This is a genomic window from Bradyrhizobium sp. USDA 4486 (assembly GCF_054057995.1).
This window is the reverse complement of record NZ_JBSRZV010000001.1, coordinates 6,502,842-6,520,431: the sequence shown is the minus strand read 5'-3', so window position 1 is coordinate 6,520,431 and position 17,590 is coordinate 6,502,842. Positions and strand designations below refer to the sequence as shown.

Sequence of the window (17,590 nt, the reverse complement as noted above, 5' to 3'; positions counted from 1 at the left end):
TATCCCACGCCGCCGGGACCTGCTCTAATATCCCCACATGAGCGGGGCTTTTCTTCACACGGTGTTCGATATCGCGGCGTGGCTGGCGGCGGCGGCCGCCGTTTACTGGTTGTCGCGACAGGGTTTGCGGTTTCCCGCGCAATCGTTCGAGCTGCCCTACATCGCCGCGCTGGTGTTCGGCGCCGGGCTTGGCGCCTATCTGTTCGGCTCGGTCAATCTGTGGCTGTCGGGGCAGAGCGGCCTTGCGCGCTCGGTCGAGGGCGCGCTCGCAGGCGGCATCGTCGCAGTCGAGCTCTACAAATGGACCGCAGGAATCGCCGTGCGCACCGGCGCGCGGTTTGCCCTGCCGCTGGCCCTCGGCGTCGCGATCGGACGGCTCGGCTGCTATTTCGCCGGCCTCGACGATTTCACCTATGGCACGGCGACGACATTGCCCTGGAGCCATGATTTCGGCGACGGCATTTTGCGGCATCCCGTGCAGCTCTACGAGAGCGCGGCGATGGCCCTGTTCGCGCAGCTCTATGTGCTGGCGGTCGTGAACCGGAATGCGTTCGTGATCACCAATGGTTTCTACCTGGTTCTCGCTTTTTACGGAGCGCAGCGCTTCCTGTGGGAATTCCTCAAGCCTTATGGCACGCTGATCGGGCCCTTCAGGCTGTTTCATCTGCTCTCGCTCTCCATCCTGCTCTACGCCGCCGTCATGCTGGCGAGGGCGCCCCAAGCGAGGCCTGTGCATGAACGCGCCGCCGCGTAAGTCGCGCCCCTACATCTTCTGGGGCCAGACTCAATCCCTCTGCGAGATCTGCCTGAAGCTGGTGCCGACCAAGATCCAGATCCTCGGCAACGAGGTCTGGTACGAAAAGCGCTGCCGGGAGCACGGCGTTCAATCGACGCTGGTGTCCACCGACGCGGCCTATTGGCGCCTGTGCAAGGATTTCATCAAGCCGGGCGACCGGCCGTTGCAATTCCAACAGCGCACCGAATTCGGCTGCCCCTATGATTGCGGCCTCTGTCCCGACCATGAGCAGCATTCCTGCCTCGCGCTGATCGAGATCACCGAGCACTGCAATCTCACCTGCCCGGTCTGCTTCGCGGATTCCGCACCGGCCCGAACGAAATTCACCCCGCTCGCGACGGTCGAGAAGATGCTCGACGCGCTGGTCGCCAGCGAGGGCGAGCCCGATCTCGTGCAGATTTCCGGCGGCGAGCCGACGCTGCATCCGGATTTCTTCGAGATCCTCGACGCCGTGCGCGCCCGACCGATCCGCCATGTCATGATCAACACGAACGGCCTGCGCATCGCCCGCGAGAAGGATTTCGTGGCGCGGCTCGCCGAGAACAGGCGGGGGCTGGAGGTCTATCTCCAGTTCGATTCGCTCCAGCGCGATGCGCTGATCAATCTGCGCGGCGCGGATCTGCGGAAAATCCGCCAGCAGGCGCTGGAAAATCTCGAATATTACGGCGTGTCGACCACGCTGGTGGCGACCATCAAGCGCGGCATCAACGACGGCGAGATCGGCGACATCGTCCGCCATGCGCTCACCTGGAAGTGCGTGCGCGGCGTCACGCTCCAACCTGTGCAGGATGCCGGCCGCAACGAGAATTTCGACAAAACAACCGACCGCATCATGCTGTCGGAGATCCGCAACCAGGTCGTCGAGACCGGCGTGTTCGGCGACAAGGACATGATCCCGCTGCCCTGCAATCCCGAGAGCATCTCGATCGGCTATGGCCTGCGCAACGGCGAGAAGGTGCTGCCGCTGACGTCGCTGATCCCGCAGGAGCAGCTGGTTGCGGTGATGCCCAACACCATCAGCCCGGAAAAATATGCGATGCTGCGGGAAAAGTTCATCGACTTGTTCTCGCTGTCGTCGGGCCCGCTCAACACGTCCGAGCGTGTCTGCGAGCTCTTGTGCTGCCTGCCGAGCTTCGAGGTGCCGCAGGGGCTGACTTACGAGAACGTGTTCCGCGTCACCGCCGTGCAATTTCTCGACCGCTTCAATTTCTGCGTCGGCAACGTCAAGCGCTCTTGCATCCATTTCGTAACCGAGCAGGGCGCGATCATCCCGTTCGACACCTACAATCTGTTCTATCGGAACGGCGCGATCGGCCGGATTCGCGCCGAGCTCGAAGGTCAGACCTATCGCGAGGCAAGGCAGAGCGAGGAGGCACCACGATGAGCGACACGCCACCGCCGGTTCTGTCACCCCTGCCGACGCCCAAGGCACGCAGCGGCTGCCTGACCGCGCTTATGGTGATTTCGGGGGTGATCCTGCTGCTGCCGGGTCTGTGCGCACTCTTGTTCGGCGGAATCTCCATCTCCGAGGGGGGCAAGATCGATTCGGACATCGCGCCGCTGGTCTTCCTGGGACTGGTGGTCGGCATCGGAGGCGTCGTCCTGATCTGGGCGGCGATCAAGGGGCGGAAGGCTCCCGCCCATCCCGGAACACACGCTTAAGCCCCGGGAATCCCCGGACAAAATTCAGTCAACTAAGCAGCAAAGAACACATTGTTTTTTGGCGGTTTTTGCATATATTGCGCCGCAAACGCGTAGGGTGCCCGGTCGAGCTGACCGGGCTTCCTTTTTGGGCGAAGCAGGCCCCGTTTTCCACGTTTCCAGCGTTGTCCGTGAAGAGGTCCCGGTCCGACCGGCGAGATCGCGCTTAACCCATTGTTCGACCGCAAAGAAGCTCACTCATGAACCTCCGCAACGTCGCCATCATCGCCCACGTCGACCACGGCAAGACGACCCTGGTCGACAAGCTCCTCCAGCAGTCCGGCACGTTCCGCGAGAACCAGAAGGTGACCGATCGCGCCATGGACTCCAATGACCTGGAGCGCGAGCGCGGCATCACCATTCTGGCCAAGGCGGCCTCGGTGCAGTGGAAGGACACCCGCATCAACATCGTCGACACCCCCGGCCACGCCGATTTCGGCGGTGAGGTCGAGCGCATCCTGAACATGGTGGACGGCGCCCTGGTGCTGGTCGACGCTGCCGAAGGCCCGCTGCCGCAGACCAAGTTCGTGGTCTCCAAGGCGCTCAAGGTCGGCCTGAAGCCGATCGTCGTCATCAACAAGGTCGACCGCCCCGATGCGCGCCCGACCGAGGTTATCAACGAGGTGTTCGACCTGTTCGCGGCGCTCGACGCCAGCGAGGAGCAGCTCGACTTCCCGATCCTCTACGGATCGGCCAAGCAGGGCTGGATGGCGGATAGCCCCGAGGGTCCGCAGGACAAGGGCATGGAGCCGCTGTTCGACCTGGTCCTGCGCCACGTCGCGCCGCCGAAGGTCGAGGAAGGCCCGTTCCGGATGATCGGTACCATCCTGGAGGCCAACCCCTATCTCGGCCGCATCATCACCGGCCGCATCTCCTCAGGCACGCTCAAGCCGAACCAGCAGGTCAAGGTGCTCAACGCCGACGGCAAGCTGGTCGAGTCCGGACGTATCACAAAAATCCTGGCGTTCCGCGGCCTCGAGCGCACCCCGCTCGATGAAGCCGAAGCGGGCGACATCGTCGCAATCGCGGGCCTCACCAAGGGCACGGTCGCCGACACCTTCTGCGATCCGACCGTTGAAGTGCCGCTGCCGGCGCAGCCGATCGACCCGCCGACCGTGTCGATGTCGTTCATCGTCAACAACTCCCCGCTGGCCGGCACCGAAGGCGACAAGGTGACGAGCCGCATGATCCGCGACCGTCTCTTGCGCGAGGCCGAAGGCAACGTCGCGCTGCGCGTCGTCGAATCCGCCGACAAGGACGCGATGGAAGTCTCGGGCCGCGGCGAATTGCAGCTCGCGATCCTGATCGAGACCATGCGCCGCGAGGGCTTTGAGCTCTCGGTGTCGCGTCCCCGCGTGGTGTTCCAGAAGGATGAAGCGACCGGCGCCACGATGGAGCCGATCGAGGAGGTCGTGATCGACGTCGACGAGGAGCATTCCGGCGTCGTCGTGCAGAAGATGAGCGAGCGCAAGTCCGAGCTGATCGAGATGAAGCCCTCGGGCGGCAACCGTCAGCGCCTGGTGTTCTACGCGCCGACCCGCGGCCTGATCGGCTATCAGGGCGAGCTGCTCACCGACACCCGCGGCACCGCGATCATGAACCGCCTGTTCCACGGCTACGCGCCGTACAAGGGCGAGATCCAGGGCCGCCGCAACGGCGTCCTGATTTCCAACGACCAGGGCGAAGCGGTCGCCTACGCCATGTTCAAGCTGGAAGACCGCGGCCCGATGATGATCGAGCCCGGCTGGAAGGTCTACAAGGGCATGATCGTCGGCGAGCACACCCGCGACAACGATCTCGAGATCAACGTGCTCAAGGGCAAGCAGCTCACCAACATCCGCACGACGTCGAAGGACGAAGCGGTGCGCCTGACCCCGCCGATCCGCATGACCTTGGAAAAGGCGCTCGCCTATATTGAGGACGACGAGCTGGTCGAGGTCACCCCGAAGTCGATCCGCCTGCGCAAGAAGCACCTCGACCCGAACGAGCGCAAGCGCGCGGAAAAGGCCAAGGAAGCGGTGGCGTAAGCTACCGCTCTCACGCAGTGCCGTAGGGTGGGCAAAGCGCAAGCGTGCCCACCACTTGAGAATGGTGGGCACGGCGCAAGAGTGCCTTTGCCCACCCTACGAAGTTGTCATTCCCCGCGAAAAGCGGGGAATACAGTACACCGCGGCCTCTCCGTACTTCACAATCGTCTCTGGAATACTGGATCACCCGCCTTCGCGGGTGATGACACCTGACTTGTGGTGCCTTTAGCGCGTATTACAGACGTGCTAGAGCCCACCCATGAGCTCGTTCCCCTCCTCCGTCGACGTTGCGATCATCGGGGCTGGTGCGGCCGGCCTCGGCGCCGCGCATGCGCTTGATGGCTCGGGCCTCTCCGTGATCGTGCTGGAGGCGCGGGGCCGGCTCGGCGGGCGCGCCTGGACAGTGCAGGCTTCGCCTGACGTCACCTTCGACGTCGGCTGCGGCTGGCTGCACTCGGCCGACAAGAATTCCTTCGTCGGAATTGCCAAGCGGCTCAAGTTCGAAATCAACACCGATCTGCCGCCCTGGGGCGATCGCGCCTTTGGCGATGCGTTTCCGGAAGCCGCGCGCAAGGAGTTCGTGCGCGCGATCGACGAATTCTACGAGCGCCTCTGGGAGGCGGCGGAGGAAGGCGAGGATGCGCCCGCTGCCCGCTACCTCGAGCCGGGCAATCGCTGGAATCCGATGATCGACGCGATCTCGACCTATGTGAACGGCTGCGAGCTCGACCAGGCTTCGGTTCTCGACATGGAGGCCTATGAAGACACCTATTTCAATTGGCGCGTGCGCGCCGGTTACGGGACGCTGATCGCCGCCTATGGCGCGCCATGCCCGGTCGCGCTGAACTGCGAGGTCACGCTGGTCGACCATTCCGGCAAGCGCATCCGTCTCGCGACGTCACAGGGGACGATCGAGGCCGCAAGCGTGATCGTGACCGTGCCGACCAATCTGATTGCCGACGAGGCCATCCGCTTCTTCCCGGCGCTGCCCGTCAAGCTCGATGCGGCGCGCGGCCTGCCGCTCGGCGTCGACGACAAGGTGGTGCTGGCGCTGGAGGATGCGGACGAGTTTCCAATCGAAGGAAACCTGCGCGGCGCCACCATGCGTACCGAAATGGGCACCTACCACATCCGACCGTTCGGCCAGCCCTGCATCGATGGATTTTTCGGCGGCCGCTTCGCGCGCGAGCTGGAGGATGCGGGCGAGGGCGCCTTCGCCGCACAAAGCATCGACGAGATCGCTGCCTTTCTCGGCAATGACATCAGGCGCAAGCTGAGGCCGCTGCGCGAATCGCGCTGGGCCCACGATCCCTTTGCCCGCGGCTCCTATTCGCACGCGCTGCCCGGCCATGCAGGCGATCGCGCCGTGCTGGCGGCGCCGGTCGATGGCCGGCTGTTCTTTGCCGGCGAAGCGACATCGCCGAACTTCTTCTCGACGGCCCATGGCGCGCGGGACAGCGGGGAGCGGGCAGCGAAGGAAGTGCTGGCGGCTCTCGCCAAGCAGTAACGAACTACTCGATCACCCGCGCCCGCAGATCGGCATCAGGCACGAAGCAAGCGTCGTACTTCCCGAAGATGCGGTAGCGGTTGCGCGCGATAACGCTGTAGATCGAGTCCCGCAGCGGCTTCGGCACGATGAACAATGCACGCATCCAGCCCCAGCCGGGGAGTTGCGAGAGCACCGTCAGCGCGGCGTCCGACTTCACAAACACCTCGCCGCCGTGGACGACGGCATTGGTATCGGGATCATCAGGATCGATGCCGAATGTGCGCGCCAGCCGTGCGCCATAATCCGACTGGATCGGCGTGAAACGAAACCGCTTCGCCGTGTCGCGCTTGGCGACGAACCGCACCCAGCGCGAGCAGAAGATGCAGACGCCGTCGAACAGAATGACATCGTCATCGGGCCATTTGCTCATTGGGCTCTCTTTTTGCCGCGTTTCGTTCACGCGAACCGGGATCCACTTCGCTCGAAAACCCTATCGGTTGTCCAGCATCGAGAGCGCGACCAGCATCAGCACGATCGCCGGCCCGGTCTTCACCAGCGCGCCGAGCAGCTCGATCCAGAGGTCGGGCGTAAGGATCGCTGCGCCCACCATATAGCCAAGCGAAGCAACAATGCCCGCGACGAGCCCGATCGCAGCGGTGCGACGGAAGGCGATCAGCACGAGGCGCGCGCGCGACGAAATCGCGGTGCACGGCATTGGTGTCGCTGCCGGGCCCATCCTGGAGCACGCCGAGACAGTTGACGACGACATCCACCGCCTGCTCGCTGAAAAGACGCATCAAGGCGGCGGCATTGAGCGAGAGGATCGGCAGCTCGAGATCCAGCGCGCTCATCTTCTGCGCCGGCGACACAGGCTGCGCGCCACGCCGACGACACGAAAGCCCCGCGCGCGCAGATCGTCAGTGACGAAGCGGCCGATCAGGCCGGAGGCGCCGAGCACCAGAATGGTCCGCTCGCTCATCGCTTCTCTCAAAATGATTTGGCGATCATCAGCCACAGGATCAGCATCGTCGCGCCGAAGCCGGGGAAGCCGAATGCGAACCAGCGGCGGAACAGGATGAAGTAGCGCTCGGGCAGCGAGCTGCACTGATCGGCGGCCTTGCGCGCGAGATCGCGCATCTCGATCTGCATGAAGATGACGGGGACCCAGAACAGGCCGGCAAAGATGTAGAGCGCGAGCGAGGCCAGCAGCCACCGCTCGGTGATCGGGGTCGCCGACAGCATCATCAGCAGGCCACCCGTGAGCGGCTGGAGCAGCACGGCCGACAACGTGAAGATCGCATCCGCGATCACCACCACCGACGCGGTGCGGGCGATGAACGCGGCATCGCGTGTCCGATGCGCCATCAGCATGAAAAAGGCGATGCCGGTTCCGGTGCCGAGGACGACGACGGCGCCGAGCACATGGACGAATTTGACCAGGAAATACAGCATCACGGCTTCTTCGTCGCCACCGGCTTTGGCGGGTTCAGCGCGCGCGCGAGTTCGCTGCTCACGGCTTTGACGCCGGCCTCGGTCTCGATCATCCAGTGACCCTCGCTGCCGACGGCGGGTAATGTGCGGAAGTCGGCCTTGCCGCCGCTGGAGCGAAACGCAGCAGCCAAGACTTTCGAGAATGGCGGCGCAAAATAGCTGTCGTTGGCCGCAACGAGCGAGGTAACCGGAATCCGCGCGCTCTTGCCGAACTCAGCTGCTGCCGCAAGGAGCGTATGCGGCGCGCAAATCCGGTTCGGCTCATCATTGGCATGGCCACCGCGGCCCGGCGCGAACGCGATGATCGCAGCGACCGCGTTCGGATCGGCGTTGGCCAGCGCCAGCGCGCCCCAGCCGCCGGCGGAATGGCCGATCACGACGGCTGCATCCTTGCGAATGAAATCCTGCTTTCGCAGGAATTCCAGTGCACGCGAAATTTCGTCCGCCGTTGCGCGGCCGGAGCGCGCGTAATCCGCCTCGTCGCAGCCGCCCTGGTCCTCAACATAGCGGCCGGCGGTCGCACCATGGCCGAGCCGCTCTGGCACCAGCACGGCAAAGCCGCGCGCGACGAGAAAGGCCGTGAGCGCGCGGTATTCCGGCTGCGGCATTTGCGCGCGACGCAGCACGTTCTGCGTCGAGGCATGCGCGATCACTGCGAGCCGGAATGGACCGGCGCCGGCTGGACGAAACAACAACGCATGCGCGGGAATGTCGGCTTCGGGCGACGGCACACGCCATTGTTGCCGGCGAAACGGTTCGCCTTCTTCGCCCGATGCGCCGAACGTGACCTCAGCACACAGCGGCGCCGCGGTCAGCAAGGCCAACACAGGCAGGAGAGCGAGAGCGTTGAAGAGCCGCATGAATTGCCAAAAGCGAACACGGACAACTAACAGCGAGACTAGTAGGAACGAATCATTCTGGGCGGACTTTCTGCGCTGCCATCGCCACTCGTTCGTTGCCGCAAGCCAGTTTTGCACCGACGTATGGCATTGCGACGCCATTCGAACTGGCGTCTTGTCTTTTTTCGGTACAACATGGTTCAAATACTGATGCACAAAGTCCACACGTTAACCGATAATTAACGATAGGTCTTGCCGCCGGCGCGGCGACTTGGTTTGATCACGCCCATGAGCACAACCCTGATCGAGGTCCGGCCGGCCAAAGCTGCAGATGCAACTGCGGTGGCGTCCACCCATGACGAAGCCTGGCGTTCCGCCTATCAGGGCATCATTCCCGGCGGCGAGCTGGAGAAGCTGATCAACCGCCGCGGCCCGCAATGGTGGGACAGCGCGATCCGTAAGGGCAGCCGCGTCAGCGTGCTCGTGTTCGGCGACAAGATCGCAGGCTATGCGAATTATGGCCGCAACCGCGCCCGCAGCCTGCACTTCGACGGCGAGATCTACGAGCTTTACCTGCGTCCCGAATTCCAGGGCCTCGGCTTCGGCCGCCGCCTGTTCGCCGCCGCCCGCCGCGACCTGATGCAGAGCGGCCTGAAGAGCATGGTTGTGTGGGCGCTCTCGGATAACGATCCCGCGACCGAGTTCTACCGTGCCCTGGGTGGCCGGATGGTGGCGCGCTCCTCCGAGCGTTTCGGGCCGAAGTTGCTCGACAAGGTTGCCTTCGCTTGGACCAACTAAAGATTGGACCAATTGAGCTGCTTAAAGAGTAGCCGGCAGCCTTTTCCCTCCGCCGATACCGCCAGCCTTTTTCCGTCGGTGATCGCCGGATTCATTATTTCACAAAAACGCGATGGATCGGCGGGCCAAGCCCGCGTATGACAGCGCCCAAATCGCTGCCGGGCGCGATTTAACCTCGGCAAGAACGGAGCCTTGAATGCGTATCGATGCGGTCTCGATCGGGAAGAACGTCCCCCACGACGTCAACGTGATTATCGAAGTCCCCGTGGGCGGCGAACCGATCAAATACGAGATGGACAAGGAGGCCGGCACGCTGGTGGTCGACCGCTTCCTGTACACGCCGATGCGTTACCCCGGTAACTACGGCTTCATCCCGCACACACTATCCGACGATGGCGATCCCTGCGACGTGCTGATCATCAACACCCGCGCCATCATCCCCGGCGCCGTCATGAGCGTGCGCCCGGTCGGCGTGCTGTTCATGGAAGACGAGGCGGGCGGCGACGAGAAGATCCTGGCGGTGCCGTCATCGAAGCTGACGCAGCGCTACGACAAGGTGAAGTCGTATTCCGACCTGCCCGACATCACGCTGCAGCAGATCCAGCACTTCTTCGAGCACTACAAGGATCTCGAGAAGGGCAAGTGGGTGAAGATCCTGCGCTGGGGCGGCCCGGAGGAAGCGCACAAGCTGATCCTCGAAGGCATCGAGCGCCAGAAGAAGAAGGGCTGATCGTCATTCCGGGCGCGCGTCAGCGCGAACCCGGAATCCAGAGATTGGGGCGCGGGATTCCGGTTCGATGCTGCGCATCGCCCCGGAATGACACTCGTCATACCGCCGGCTTCGGCAGCCCTGCGATCGCGCACGCGGCGCGCAGCGTATTCACCAGCAGGCAGGCCACCGTCATCTGGCCGACGCCGCCGGGCACCGGTGTCACCGCGCCGGCAACGTCAAGCGCTTCCTGATAGGCCACATCGCCGACAAGCCGAGTCTTGCCGTCCTCCTTCGGAATGCGGTTGATGCCGACGTCGATCACCGTCGCCCCCGGCTTCAGCCAGTCGCCGCGCACCATCTCCGGCCTTCCGACTGCGGCATAGACGAGGTCGGCGCGCTTCACGAGGCCGGGCAGATCGCGCGAGCGCGAATGCGCAATAGTCACAGTGGCATTCTCGTTCAGCAGCAATTGCACCAGCGGACGCCCGACCAGGTTGGAGCGGCCGATCACGATGGCGTTCAGGCCTTCAAGCGAGGCGTGCACGCTCTTGGTCAGGATGATGCAGCCGAGCGGCGTGCACGGCGACAGCGCCTCGAAGCCGCCGGCGAGCCGGCCGGCATTGTTCGGATGCAGGCCGTCGACATCCTTGGCGGGATCGATCGCGTTGATGACGGCCTCGGTGTTCAGCCCCTTCGGCAGCGGCAGCTGCACCAGGATGCCGTGCACGGCCGGATCGCGGTTGAGCTTTGCGACGAGCGCCAGCAGATCTCCTTGCGACACGGCAGCCGGCAGCTTGTGCTCGAACGAGGCCATGCCTGCGGCCTGCGTCTGGGTGTGCTTGGAGCGGACATAGACCTCGCTGGCGGGGTCGTTGCCGACCAGCACGACGGCAAGGCCCGGCACCAGATTGTGCTCACGCTTGACCCGCGCGACCTCGTCGGCGACGCGTGCACGGAGCTCCGCGGCGATGACTTTTCCATCGATGATCTTGGCGGTCATGTCAGTTCCTCAATCTGTCGATCTGGCCGAGACGAGCTGGCGCAGGGCTTCGCCGAGCCGCGCCGGGTCGCCATCGACCGTGATCTGCTTCAGCCGCGAGGTGGCTCCCGATTGCAGTTTTACGCTGGCCTTGGGCACCCCGAGCGATTTCGCCAGCAGCACCAGAACGGCCTTGTTGGCCTCGCCGCCATCGGCGATTGCGCGTACCCGTACCTTGAGCACGCTGCGGCCGTCGGCCAGTTGCTCGATCCCGTCGATATCGTCGCGACCGCCGCGCGGCGTCACCCGCAGCGCGATGCTGATTCCGGCGGCTGCGTAGCGCCAGGGTTCCCTAAAGGCGTCTTTGGCAACCAAGGCGCTCCAGCCTGCTCAGATCACGTTGGGGTAGATGTAGTACAGAATCACCCGCTCGATGAACATGATGATTAGAATCACGATGATCGGCGAGATGTCGAGGCCGCCGAGGCTCGGCAGGAAACTGCGGATCGGCGCCAGGACCGGCTCGGTGATCCGGTACAGGAACTCCGCCACCGCCGACACGAACTGGTTGCGGGTGTTCACGACGTTGAAGGCGATCAGCCAGGACAGGATCGCGGAGGCGATCAGCAGCCAGACGTAGAGGTCGAGCACGATGATGACGATGTCGAGAACGGCACGCATGGCTTTTAAGACTCTGGCTTTGAAAACTCTGGCTGCGGGTGGGATTGACGTCTTGCGCTAGATATCGGTTCCCCCCGGCCCAAACAAGGGAAGTCGGTGCCGGGATGGCTAAAACCGGGTTACACGCGTCCTTGACTTGACCTTGGCGGGGACTTAAATGGCGCCCGGTTGTCGGCCGCGTTTACCAGAGCGGCCAGCAAAGGGGCCATAGCTCAGCTGGGAGAGCGCGTCGTTCGCAATGACGAGGTCGGCGGTTCGATCCCGCCTGGCTCCACCAGCCTTCGCAGGCTGCGCCTGCTTCGGCTCGGCAAGCCCTATCGTAGCGAAGGCTGCCGCGGCGTAGCCCGAAGGGCGAAGAAAGACGGGCTGTCTCAGCCATCAACGATCTCCGAAAATATCCAAACCACTCAGGTTACGCGTAGCGCACATCGCGCGCCATGATCGGCGCCCAGGCGTTCATGTGATCGGGACGATTGAGCGTAATGATCGCGATCTTGTCGCTCACCGAAGGCGCGATCACTCGGCGGCTTGCGCCAGCAGCGGCCGACGCGCCAGCCAGCCGTCGATGAAATGATCAAGCCAGGCGCGTTCAGCTACGTCATACACGGCACGATCCGCGAAATGATGATGCCGCTCGCGCGCGCCGGGCGCGCTGAGGCCGTCATAGCCGCGCGTGGTCCAGCAATGCATCATCGCGTAAGTCACGTCGGGGTGGAACTGGACACCGAAGGCATTGCCGGCGCGGAACGCCTGGATCGGAAAATCATCGCCTTCCGCCAGCAATTCGGCGCCTCGCGGCAATTCGAAGCCTTCGCGATGCCAGTGATAGACCTGCGCCGGCCAGTCCGGGCAGAGCGCCCGACCCGCAGCGGTCGGTCGGATCGGATAGTAACCGATCTGGGTCAGCGCCTGCGCATGCGGCGCGACGCGGGCACCGAGCTGCATCGCCAGCATCTGCGCACCGAGGCAAATGCCGAGGAACGGCCGCTGTTCTCGGAGCGGAATTTCAATCCAGTCGATCTCGCGGCGGATGTAGTCGTCGGAATCATTGGCGCTCATCGGGCCGCCGAAGATCACGGCGCCGGCATGCCGGTCGAGCGTTTCGGGCAAGGGATCGCCGAACCGGGGACGGCGGATGTCGAGGCGGTGGCCGAGCGCGCGCAGCGCATTGCCGACGCGGCCGGGTGTCGAGGATTCCTGATGCAGGACGATCAGCACCGGCAATCGGAGTTCGGAGGCGGCGGCACGCGACGCCCTGTTTCGGAAGGGCACCAGTTCTGCGCCACCAAACCTGTCCGTCCGGAACGACATGGCCTCTGCGAGTGCTATCGGATCCAGTTCGCCAGCATAGCTAAGCGAAGGTTAACATCGTGTGAGTTCGCGCACACGCGCCTTGAGATTAAAGCAAGCTCCGGGCCAGTACGGGGGCGCTCAAAGCGTTTTCGAGCGAAGTGGACACCGGTTCGCGCGAAGAAAACGCGTCAAAACAGCAAATCTAATGCCGCTGCCGCTGAAACCGGCTGGTGGCGAACAGGATGAAGGCGCGCGGGAAGAATCGCAGCGCGATCGGCACGATCTTGATGCCGAGGCCAGGCAGCACTGCCCGTTTGTTGGCCATCAGACCGCGATAGGCCTCACGTGCGACCTCACTGGCCGACACGTTGAGCAGGGCCGTATCATGTCCGGTGCCGACGCCGGCGCGTGCCTGGAATTCGGTCGGCACCGGACCCGGGCAAAGCACGGTGACGCGAACGCCGCGCGGCGCGAGCTCCGCTCGCAGCGCCTCGGTGAGGGAAATCACATACGCCTTGGACGCGTAGTAGACGGCCATGCCAGGGCCGGGCAGGAAGCCGGCGACCGATCCGACATTGAGCAGGCCACCCTTGTTCCTGATCAACTGATCGGCGAAGCGCAGCGACAAATCGGTCAAAGCGCGGACATTGACATTGACGATGCCGACCTGCTCATCGCGGTCGCGCTCGACGGCATCGCCAAACACGCCGAAGCCGGCATTGTTGACGAGATGATCGAGCTCGACACCCTCGGCCGCAAGTGCCGCGGCGATCCTCTCGCCGGCGTCGGCGTCCTGGAGATCGCAGACGATCACAATCGGCTTCTTGCCGTATTTCGCGGACAGCTCGTCCGCGAGCGCCTCGAGCCGGTCCGCCCGCCGCGCCGTCAATGCAAGGCGGTGGCCGTTGGCGGCGAACACGCGCGCCAGCTCCGTGCCTATTCCCGCCGAGGCACCGGTGATCAACGTTACCCGCTCAGTCACGATCGACGTCTCTTGAATTGAAGTGTTTTGGCCCCGCAATGGCGGAACGAGAGCATAGGCCGTACGTGACAGGCAAGCGGCGCCGGCAGCATGGCTGCTTGAACCGGCGACGGGAGTGCAGGAAAGCCGCGGAATTTGCAGGTGAATCCGGCCCCGGCGCGGCGCGGTTACATTAAAGTTTCGTCATGTGCTCGGTACAACCGGGAGGCGGCGGGGCCGAAACGGCTCAGCCGCCGATCGCGTCGTCCTTGACCTGACCGCCGTTTTGGCCAACAGCGCGCTCGGCGATGGCATGCTTCAGCTCGATGCGGTCGCGCTGGGATACCCCGAGCAGGTCGGAGGCGCGCCAGACGACGTTGTCCTCGAACTCGGTGACCTGGCCGTCCGCATAGACCAGCTCCCACATCATCCGGACGATGCGCTTGCGGCCCTCTTCGTCGAGCGAGCGCATGATGACACTGGTGAAATGATAGAGATCGACCGCCTCGCCCTCGACCTGGGTCGCGTCCGCGATCAGCCGGTCCGCGGTGCCGCGATCGAGCCCGAAATGGCTTTCAATCAGGCTGTGCAGCTTGCGCTGCTCGGACGCCGTCGGCTGGCCGTCCAGCGAGACCACGTGGACCAGCAGCGCGGTCGCGGCCAGGCGATAATCGCTGTCGTCGAAGGTGCGATTCTGGTCGTGCGGGGCGACAATGTCGGCGATGAATTGGCGCAGGCCGTCAAGCATATAAGGTCCTACCGAAATCGATGACGCCGCAACAAGCACGGCCCTTACCAGCATTATATGAGCGGGAAACTCAACCGGCGCAATGTGCGTCAGTTCCGCGCGCCGCATTACGTTTGGGCAATCCGTTCGCTGTCATTCCGGGGCGCGCGCGGCGCGAACCCGGAATCTCGCGCTGCAATTTCAGGATTCCGGGTCTGGCCTACGGGCCATCCCGCATGACGGATGATCCCTCACGGTATCTCGTACACCACCATCTTGTCGGCGATGCCGCGCAGCGCGGCCTGCTTCTGGATCGGCTTGATCGCGCGCCGCTCCAGCACCTCGGCGACCGCGGGGGCATCGAGCACCGGGCCGGTGATGTGGATCTCCTGCGCGGTCGACAGGCTCTGCACGCGTGCGGCGATGTTGACGGTCTGGCCGAAATAATCCTGCCGCTCGTTCAGCATCACCGCGAGGCACGGTCCTTCATGGATACCGATCTTGAGAACGAGGTCGTTGGCGCCGCGCTGCGTGTTGAGCTCGTCCATCGCCGCGCGCATGCGCAGTCCCGCGGTGATCGCGTGCTCAGGCCTGACGAAGGTTGCCATGACGGCATCGCCGATCGTCTTCACGACAGCGCCCTTCTCGGCGGCAATGATCTCCAGCAGCGCGCGGAAGTGCGCACGGACGAGGTCGAAGGCGCTGAGATCGCCGACCCGCTCGTAGAGCGCCGTCGACCCTTTCAGGTCGGTGAACAGGAACGTCAGTGACGTGATCTTCAAGCGCTGGTCGACATTGAGATTGTCGGCCTTGAAGACGTCGCGGAACGTCTGATTGGACAGCATCCGCTTGGCGGTCAGGATCGGCTTGCGCTTGCCGATCATCTCGTGCAGCGCGTCGGCGGCAATCCAGACCGAGGGCAGCACGCGATTGCCCGATTGATTCTCGAGCGTGAGCCGCAACGGCCCGGGACGCATCACGGTGGTCCCGGTCGGCGCCTCCAGCTTGTTGAACATGATCGAAAGCTGCTGACGTTCGCTCGTCGGCTCGCCCTGGACGTCCAGGAAATGCGCAGAATGGGTGACCGGCTCGAAGACGATGATGAACTGGCTCGGCAGATTCAGCGAGAGGATCGCCTTTTCGCCTACAGGCAATTCGAGTGCTTCGAGTGTCGCTTCGTTGATCAGGCGCGAGAACGATTCTTCGTTGATGTCGACGCCGGAGCTCCAGAACATCTGCCGCACATATTCCCAGATCGGCAACGTGTCGGGATCGTGAGCACCGATGCGGCGGACCTGCGGGCTGACGGTGAAAGCCACTTCGACCATCTCGTCGACGGACGCCTCGTATCCAGCCGCGCAGAGCGCGCAGTTGTAGTCTTCGTGCTTCAGTGACTTGAGTGTCGTGTGTGCACCCAGAACCCCTCCGCAGCCGGGACACAGCACGTTCCAACTCATGTCGAACAAGCCGAGCCGCGAGGCATGCAGGAATCCGGAAATGACCTTCTCCTGATCGAGCCCGGTACGGTTGGCGAAATCCAGCGCATTGATGCGGTTGAGATCGCGATCGTGACCGCTGGCGATCAGCTGCGCGATGGCCTCGACGACGGCGGGATCGGCGGTCTGCTTCAGAACGGAGAACTGGGCCTGGATGTCGCTCATGGCGCAACTCTATCTTTCTTGGATCACGCCGTCGGCCAAGCCATCGCCTGTCAACGACGCGTGATGCGGAACATGGGTGAGTGGTCCGGCTGGGTCGTGACGACGCCGAGCGGAATCACGGGATTGGTCGTATCGACGAGCTCGACCCGGAACGCGCCGATCAGGCGCGCCAGCGCCAGCACGGATTCGGCCTGCGCGAACGGCGCGCCGACGCAGACGCGCGGTCCCGCGCCGAACGGCAGATAGGCGAAGCGATCGGGCGCCTCCGCCGACATGAAGCGTTTGGGAATGAACGCATTCGGCTGGTCCCACAGCTTCTCGTGCCGGTGCAGCAGCCAGGGCGCGATCATGATGATGTCGCCCTTGCCGATCTCGACGCCGGCTGCATTATCCTTGTCGCGCGCGGCCCGCGCGACCAGGAAGGCGGGCGGATAGAGCCGCATCGTCTCCTCGATCACCGCGCGCGTGAATTTCTGGCGATCGATGTCGGCCATGCTGTCGAGGTGCTCGCCGCGCGTCTCGAGCGCCACCTCCTCCTGCGTCTCCGGATCGAGCGCGAGCAGATACAGCGCCCAGAACAGCGCGGTCGCGGTGGTCTCGTGACCGGCGAGGATCATGGTCGCGACCTCGTCGACGAGCTGCTCGTCGGAAAAGCCCTTGCCGGTTTCGGGATATCGCGCGCGGCGTCCATGAGATCGAACAGGTCGCGCGGCGGCGCGTCCGCCTTCTTGCCCGCGGCGCGCCGCTCGGCGATCAGCATGGCGACGAATTCGGTCCAGCGCTTGCGGAAGCGGGCGCGGGCAAGATCCATCGGGGTCGGCCAGGACACCGGCAGCACCATATCGAGGAAATAGGGCCGTCCCAGCCGATCGGCATATTCCATGACGAAGTTGCGCAAGGTCGGCCCGTGCCGATCCATCCCGAACGAGAACATCGTGCGCCCGGCGATTTCGAGCGTCATGCGCTGCATGATCTCGCGCAGATCGACCGGCTCGCCCGTGCGGGTATCGAGCTTGGCGATGGTCTCATCGAGCACCGCGGTCATGTGCGGAACGAGGTTCGCGGTCGCGCGCGGCGTGAAGGCCGGCGCAAGCGTGCGGCGCTGAAACGTCCAGGAATGGCCTTCCGCGATCAGCAGGCCGTCACCGAGCACGGGGCGCAGCATGCGGATGCCGGCCGGCGTGCGCGTGTAATTCTCGTAATTGCTGAGCAGCACGTGCCGGATCGCATCCGGCTGGTTCAGGATGAAACTGTTGCGGAGAAAGAAGCGGCCCTTGATGACCTCTTCCTCATAGGCGCGCTGGCCCCAGGTTGCGATCATGTTGCGCCTGATCACGGCGACCCGGCCGAGGAACGACATCTCGTCGGGCGCACGCGGCGGTGCCGGAGGGACGATGGGCCGACGCACGCTGGCGATGTTCATGGCTCCCTCCCG

At 64.1% G+C, this 17,590-nt stretch carries 18 protein-coding genes, 1 tRNA gene and 2 pseudogenes; 8 read left to right on the top strand and 13 right to left on the bottom strand.

Annotated elements, in window-relative coordinates:
• Window positions 1-37: 37 nt before the first annotated feature.
• The 5 genes from ACVWY3_RS30765 to ACVWY3_RS30745 all read left to right on the top strand — a co-directional run bounded on the left by ACVWY3_RS30765 (window position 38) and on the right by ACVWY3_RS30745 (window position 6,031).
• Window positions 38-754: a prolipoprotein diacylglyceryl transferase family protein gene (locus tag ACVWY3_RS30765; RefSeq protein ID WP_456841817.1), complete on the top strand. Its 717-nt coding sequence runs from the start codon at window positions 38-40 to the stop codon at window positions 752-754.
• Window positions 735-2,180 carry a radical SAM protein gene (locus tag ACVWY3_RS30760; RefSeq protein ID WP_456841816.1) on the top strand — a complete coding sequence of 482 codons (1,446 nt, stop codon included), beginning with the start codon at window positions 735-737 and terminating at the stop codon, window positions 2,178-2,180. Before ACVWY3_RS30765 ends, ACVWY3_RS30760 begins: the two co-directional genes overlap by 20 nt.
• Window positions 2,177-2,458, top strand: coding sequence for a hypothetical protein (locus ACVWY3_RS30755; RefSeq protein WP_456841815.1), 282 nt, complete (start codon window positions 2,177-2,179; stop codon window positions 2,456-2,458). Before ACVWY3_RS30760 ends, ACVWY3_RS30755 begins: the two co-directional genes overlap by 4 nt.
• A 239-nt stretch (window positions 2,459-2,697) precedes the next feature.
• Window positions 2,698-4,524, top strand: a complete 1,827-nt coding sequence (gene typA / locus ACVWY3_RS30750) for a translational GTPase TypA (RefSeq protein ID WP_456841814.1) — start codon at window positions 2,698-2,700, stop codon at window positions 4,522-4,524.
• 259 nt (window positions 4,525-4,783) lie between these two features.
• Window positions 4,784-6,031: a flavin monoamine oxidase family protein gene (locus ACVWY3_RS30745; RefSeq protein WP_456841813.1), complete on the top strand. Its 1,248-nt coding sequence runs from the start codon at window positions 4,784-4,786 to the stop codon at window positions 6,029-6,031.
• Between the two features lie 4 nt (window positions 6,032-6,035).
• On the opposite strand, the gene ACVWY3_RS30740 is transcribed toward ACVWY3_RS30745, so the two are convergent.
• The 5 genes and pseudogenes from ACVWY3_RS30740 to ACVWY3_RS30720 all read right to left on the bottom strand — a co-directional run bounded on the left by ACVWY3_RS30740 (window position 6,036) and on the right by ACVWY3_RS30720 (window position 8,364).
• On the bottom strand, window positions 6,036-6,443 hold the full coding sequence (locus ACVWY3_RS30740) for a thiol-disulfide oxidoreductase DCC family protein (RefSeq protein ID WP_456841812.1): 408 nt from the start codon (window positions 6,441-6,443) through the stop codon (window positions 6,036-6,038).
• A 60-nt stretch (window positions 6,444-6,503) separates the two neighbouring features.
• Entirely contained in the window at window positions 6,504-6,728 is a 225-nt protein-coding gene (locus ACVWY3_RS30735; protein WP_456843498.1) for a DoxX-like family protein, read from the bottom strand.
• Window positions 6,700-6,992: pseudogene (locus tag ACVWY3_RS30730) on the bottom strand (NAD-dependent epimerase/dehydratase family protein); the annotation flags it as partial. The gene ACVWY3_RS30735 and the pseudogene ACVWY3_RS30730, both read right to left, overlap by 29 nt.
• Before the next feature lie 8 nt (window positions 6,993-7,000).
• A complete protein-coding gene (locus ACVWY3_RS30725; RefSeq protein WP_456841811.1) occupies window positions 7,001-7,468 on the bottom strand; it encodes a DUF2269 family protein in 468 nt (155 codons plus the stop codon).
• Window positions 7,465-8,364 (bottom strand): alpha/beta hydrolase family protein, encoded by a 900-nt coding sequence (locus ACVWY3_RS30720; protein WP_456841810.1) that lies wholly within the window; start codon window positions 8,362-8,364, stop codon window positions 7,465-7,467. The genes ACVWY3_RS30725 and ACVWY3_RS30720 overlap by 4 nt, the downstream gene beginning before the upstream one ends.
• Before the next feature lie 267 nt (window positions 8,365-8,631).
• Between ACVWY3_RS30720 and ACVWY3_RS30715 the strand changes: the two genes are divergently transcribed.
• Together ACVWY3_RS30715 and ppa are read left to right on the top strand one after the other, a co-directional pair.
• Window positions 8,632-9,141: an N-acetyltransferase family protein gene (locus tag ACVWY3_RS30715; protein WP_456841809.1), complete on the top strand. Its 510-nt coding sequence runs from the start codon at window positions 8,632-8,634 to the stop codon at window positions 9,139-9,141.
• Between the two features lie 196 nt (window positions 9,142-9,337).
• A complete protein-coding gene (ppa, locus tag ACVWY3_RS30710; RefSeq protein ID WP_456841808.1) occupies window positions 9,338-9,871 on the top strand; it encodes an inorganic diphosphatase in 534 nt (177 codons plus the stop codon).
• A gap of 97 nt (window positions 9,872-9,968) precedes the next feature.
• Here the strand turns inward: ppa and folD are convergent, their stop codons facing one another.
• From folD to ACVWY3_RS30695, 3 genes are read right to left on the bottom strand one after another with little or no spacing between them, the layout of a single operon-like run.
• Complete coding sequence (gene folD, locus ACVWY3_RS30705; RefSeq protein ID WP_456841807.1) at window positions 9,969-10,853, bottom strand: bifunctional methylenetetrahydrofolate dehydrogenase/methenyltetrahydrofolate cyclohydrolase FolD; 885 nt, start codon at window positions 10,851-10,853, stop codon at window positions 9,969-9,971.
• A 9-nt stretch (window positions 10,854-10,862) separates the two neighbouring features.
• Window positions 10,863-11,207 carry a DUF167 domain-containing protein gene (locus ACVWY3_RS30700; RefSeq protein WP_456841806.1) on the bottom strand — a complete coding sequence of 115 codons (345 nt, stop codon included), beginning with the start codon at window positions 11,205-11,207 and terminating at the stop codon, window positions 10,863-10,865.
• 15 nt (window positions 11,208-11,222) lie between these two features.
• Window positions 11,223-11,513, bottom strand: coding sequence for a YggT family protein (locus ACVWY3_RS30695; protein ID WP_456841805.1), 291 nt, complete (start codon window positions 11,511-11,513; stop codon window positions 11,223-11,225).
• A gap of 201 nt (window positions 11,514-11,714) precedes the next feature.
• Between ACVWY3_RS30695 and ACVWY3_RS30690 the strand changes: the two genes are divergently transcribed.
• Window positions 11,715-11,790, top strand: a tRNA-Ala gene (locus ACVWY3_RS30690).
• A 239-nt stretch (window positions 11,791-12,029) separates the two neighbouring features.
• Here the strand turns inward: ACVWY3_RS30690 and ACVWY3_RS30685 are convergent.
• The 5 genes and pseudogenes from ACVWY3_RS30685 to ACVWY3_RS30665 form a co-directional block, all read right to left on the bottom strand.
• Entirely contained in the window at window positions 12,030-12,824 is a 795-nt protein-coding gene (locus tag ACVWY3_RS30685) for a glutamine amidotransferase (protein WP_456841804.1), read from the bottom strand.
• Window positions 12,825-13,008: 184 nt separating this feature from the next.
• Complete coding sequence (locus ACVWY3_RS30680) at window positions 13,009-13,788, bottom strand: SDR family NAD(P)-dependent oxidoreductase (RefSeq protein WP_456841803.1); 780 nt, start codon at window positions 13,786-13,788, stop codon at window positions 13,009-13,011.
• 226 nt (window positions 13,789-14,014) lie between these two features.
• On the bottom strand, window positions 14,015-14,515 hold the full coding sequence (locus ACVWY3_RS30675) for a tellurite resistance TerB family protein (protein WP_456841802.1): 501 nt from the start codon (window positions 14,513-14,515) through the stop codon (window positions 14,015-14,017).
• A 230-nt stretch (window positions 14,516-14,745) separates the two neighbouring features.
• Window positions 14,746-16,155 (bottom strand): DUF5939 domain-containing protein, encoded by a 1,410-nt coding sequence (locus ACVWY3_RS30670; RefSeq protein ID WP_456841801.1) that lies wholly within the window; start codon window positions 16,153-16,155, stop codon window positions 14,746-14,748.
• A gap of 50 nt (window positions 16,156-16,205) precedes the next feature.
• Window positions 16,206-17,578: pseudogene (locus tag ACVWY3_RS30665) on the bottom strand (cytochrome P450).
• Between the last annotated feature and the right edge of the window lie 12 nt (window positions 17,579-17,590).

Coding starts and splice junctions, on each gene's coding strand:
- ACVWY3_RS30765 (WP_456841817.1), top strand. CDS start 38: ATGAGCGGGGCTTTTCTTCACACGGTGTTCGATATCGCGGCGTGGCTG.
- ACVWY3_RS30760 (WP_456841816.1), top strand. CDS start 735: ATGAACGCGCCGCCGCGTAAGTCGCGCCCCTACATCTTCTGGGGCCAG.
- ACVWY3_RS30755 (WP_456841815.1), top strand. CDS start 2,177: ATGAGCGACACGCCACCGCCGGTTCTGTCACCCCTGCCGACGCCCAAG.
- typA (WP_456841814.1), top strand. CDS start 2,698: ATGAACCTCCGCAACGTCGCCATCATCGCCCACGTCGACCACGGCAAG.
- ACVWY3_RS30745 (WP_456841813.1), top strand. CDS start 4,784: ATGAGCTCGTTCCCCTCCTCCGTCGACGTTGCGATCATCGGGGCTGGT.
- ACVWY3_RS30740 (WP_456841812.1), bottom strand. CDS start 6,443: ATGAGCAAATGGCCCGATGACGATGTCATTCTGTTCGACGGCGTCTGC.
- ACVWY3_RS30735 (WP_456843498.1), bottom strand. CDS start 6,728: ATGCCGTGCACCGCGATTTCGTCGCGCGCGCGCCTCGTGCTGATCGCC.
- ACVWY3_RS30720 (WP_456841810.1), bottom strand. CDS start 8,364: ATGCGGCTCTTCAACGCTCTCGCTCTCCTGCCTGTGTTGGCCTTGCTG.
- ACVWY3_RS30715 (WP_456841809.1), top strand. CDS start 8,632: ATGAGCACAACCCTGATCGAGGTCCGGCCGGCCAAAGCTGCAGATGCA.
- ppa (WP_456841808.1), top strand. CDS start 9,338: ATGCGTATCGATGCGGTCTCGATCGGGAAGAACGTCCCCCACGACGTC.
- folD (WP_456841807.1), bottom strand. CDS start 10,853: ATGACCGCCAAGATCATCGATGGAAAAGTCATCGCCGCGGAGCTCCGT.
- ACVWY3_RS30695 (WP_456841805.1), bottom strand. CDS start 11,513: ATGCGTGCCGTTCTCGACATCGTCATCATCGTGCTCGACCTCTACGTC.
- ACVWY3_RS30685 (WP_456841804.1), bottom strand. CDS start 12,824: ATGTCGTTCCGGACGGACAGGTTTGGTGGCGCAGAACTGGTGCCCTTC.
- ACVWY3_RS30675 (WP_456841802.1), bottom strand. CDS start 14,515: ATGCTTGACGGCCTGCGCCAATTCATCGCCGACATTGTCGCCCCGCAC.
- ACVWY3_RS30670 (WP_456841801.1), bottom strand. CDS start 16,155: ATGAGCGACATCCAGGCCCAGTTCTCCGTTCTGAAGCAGACCGCCGAT.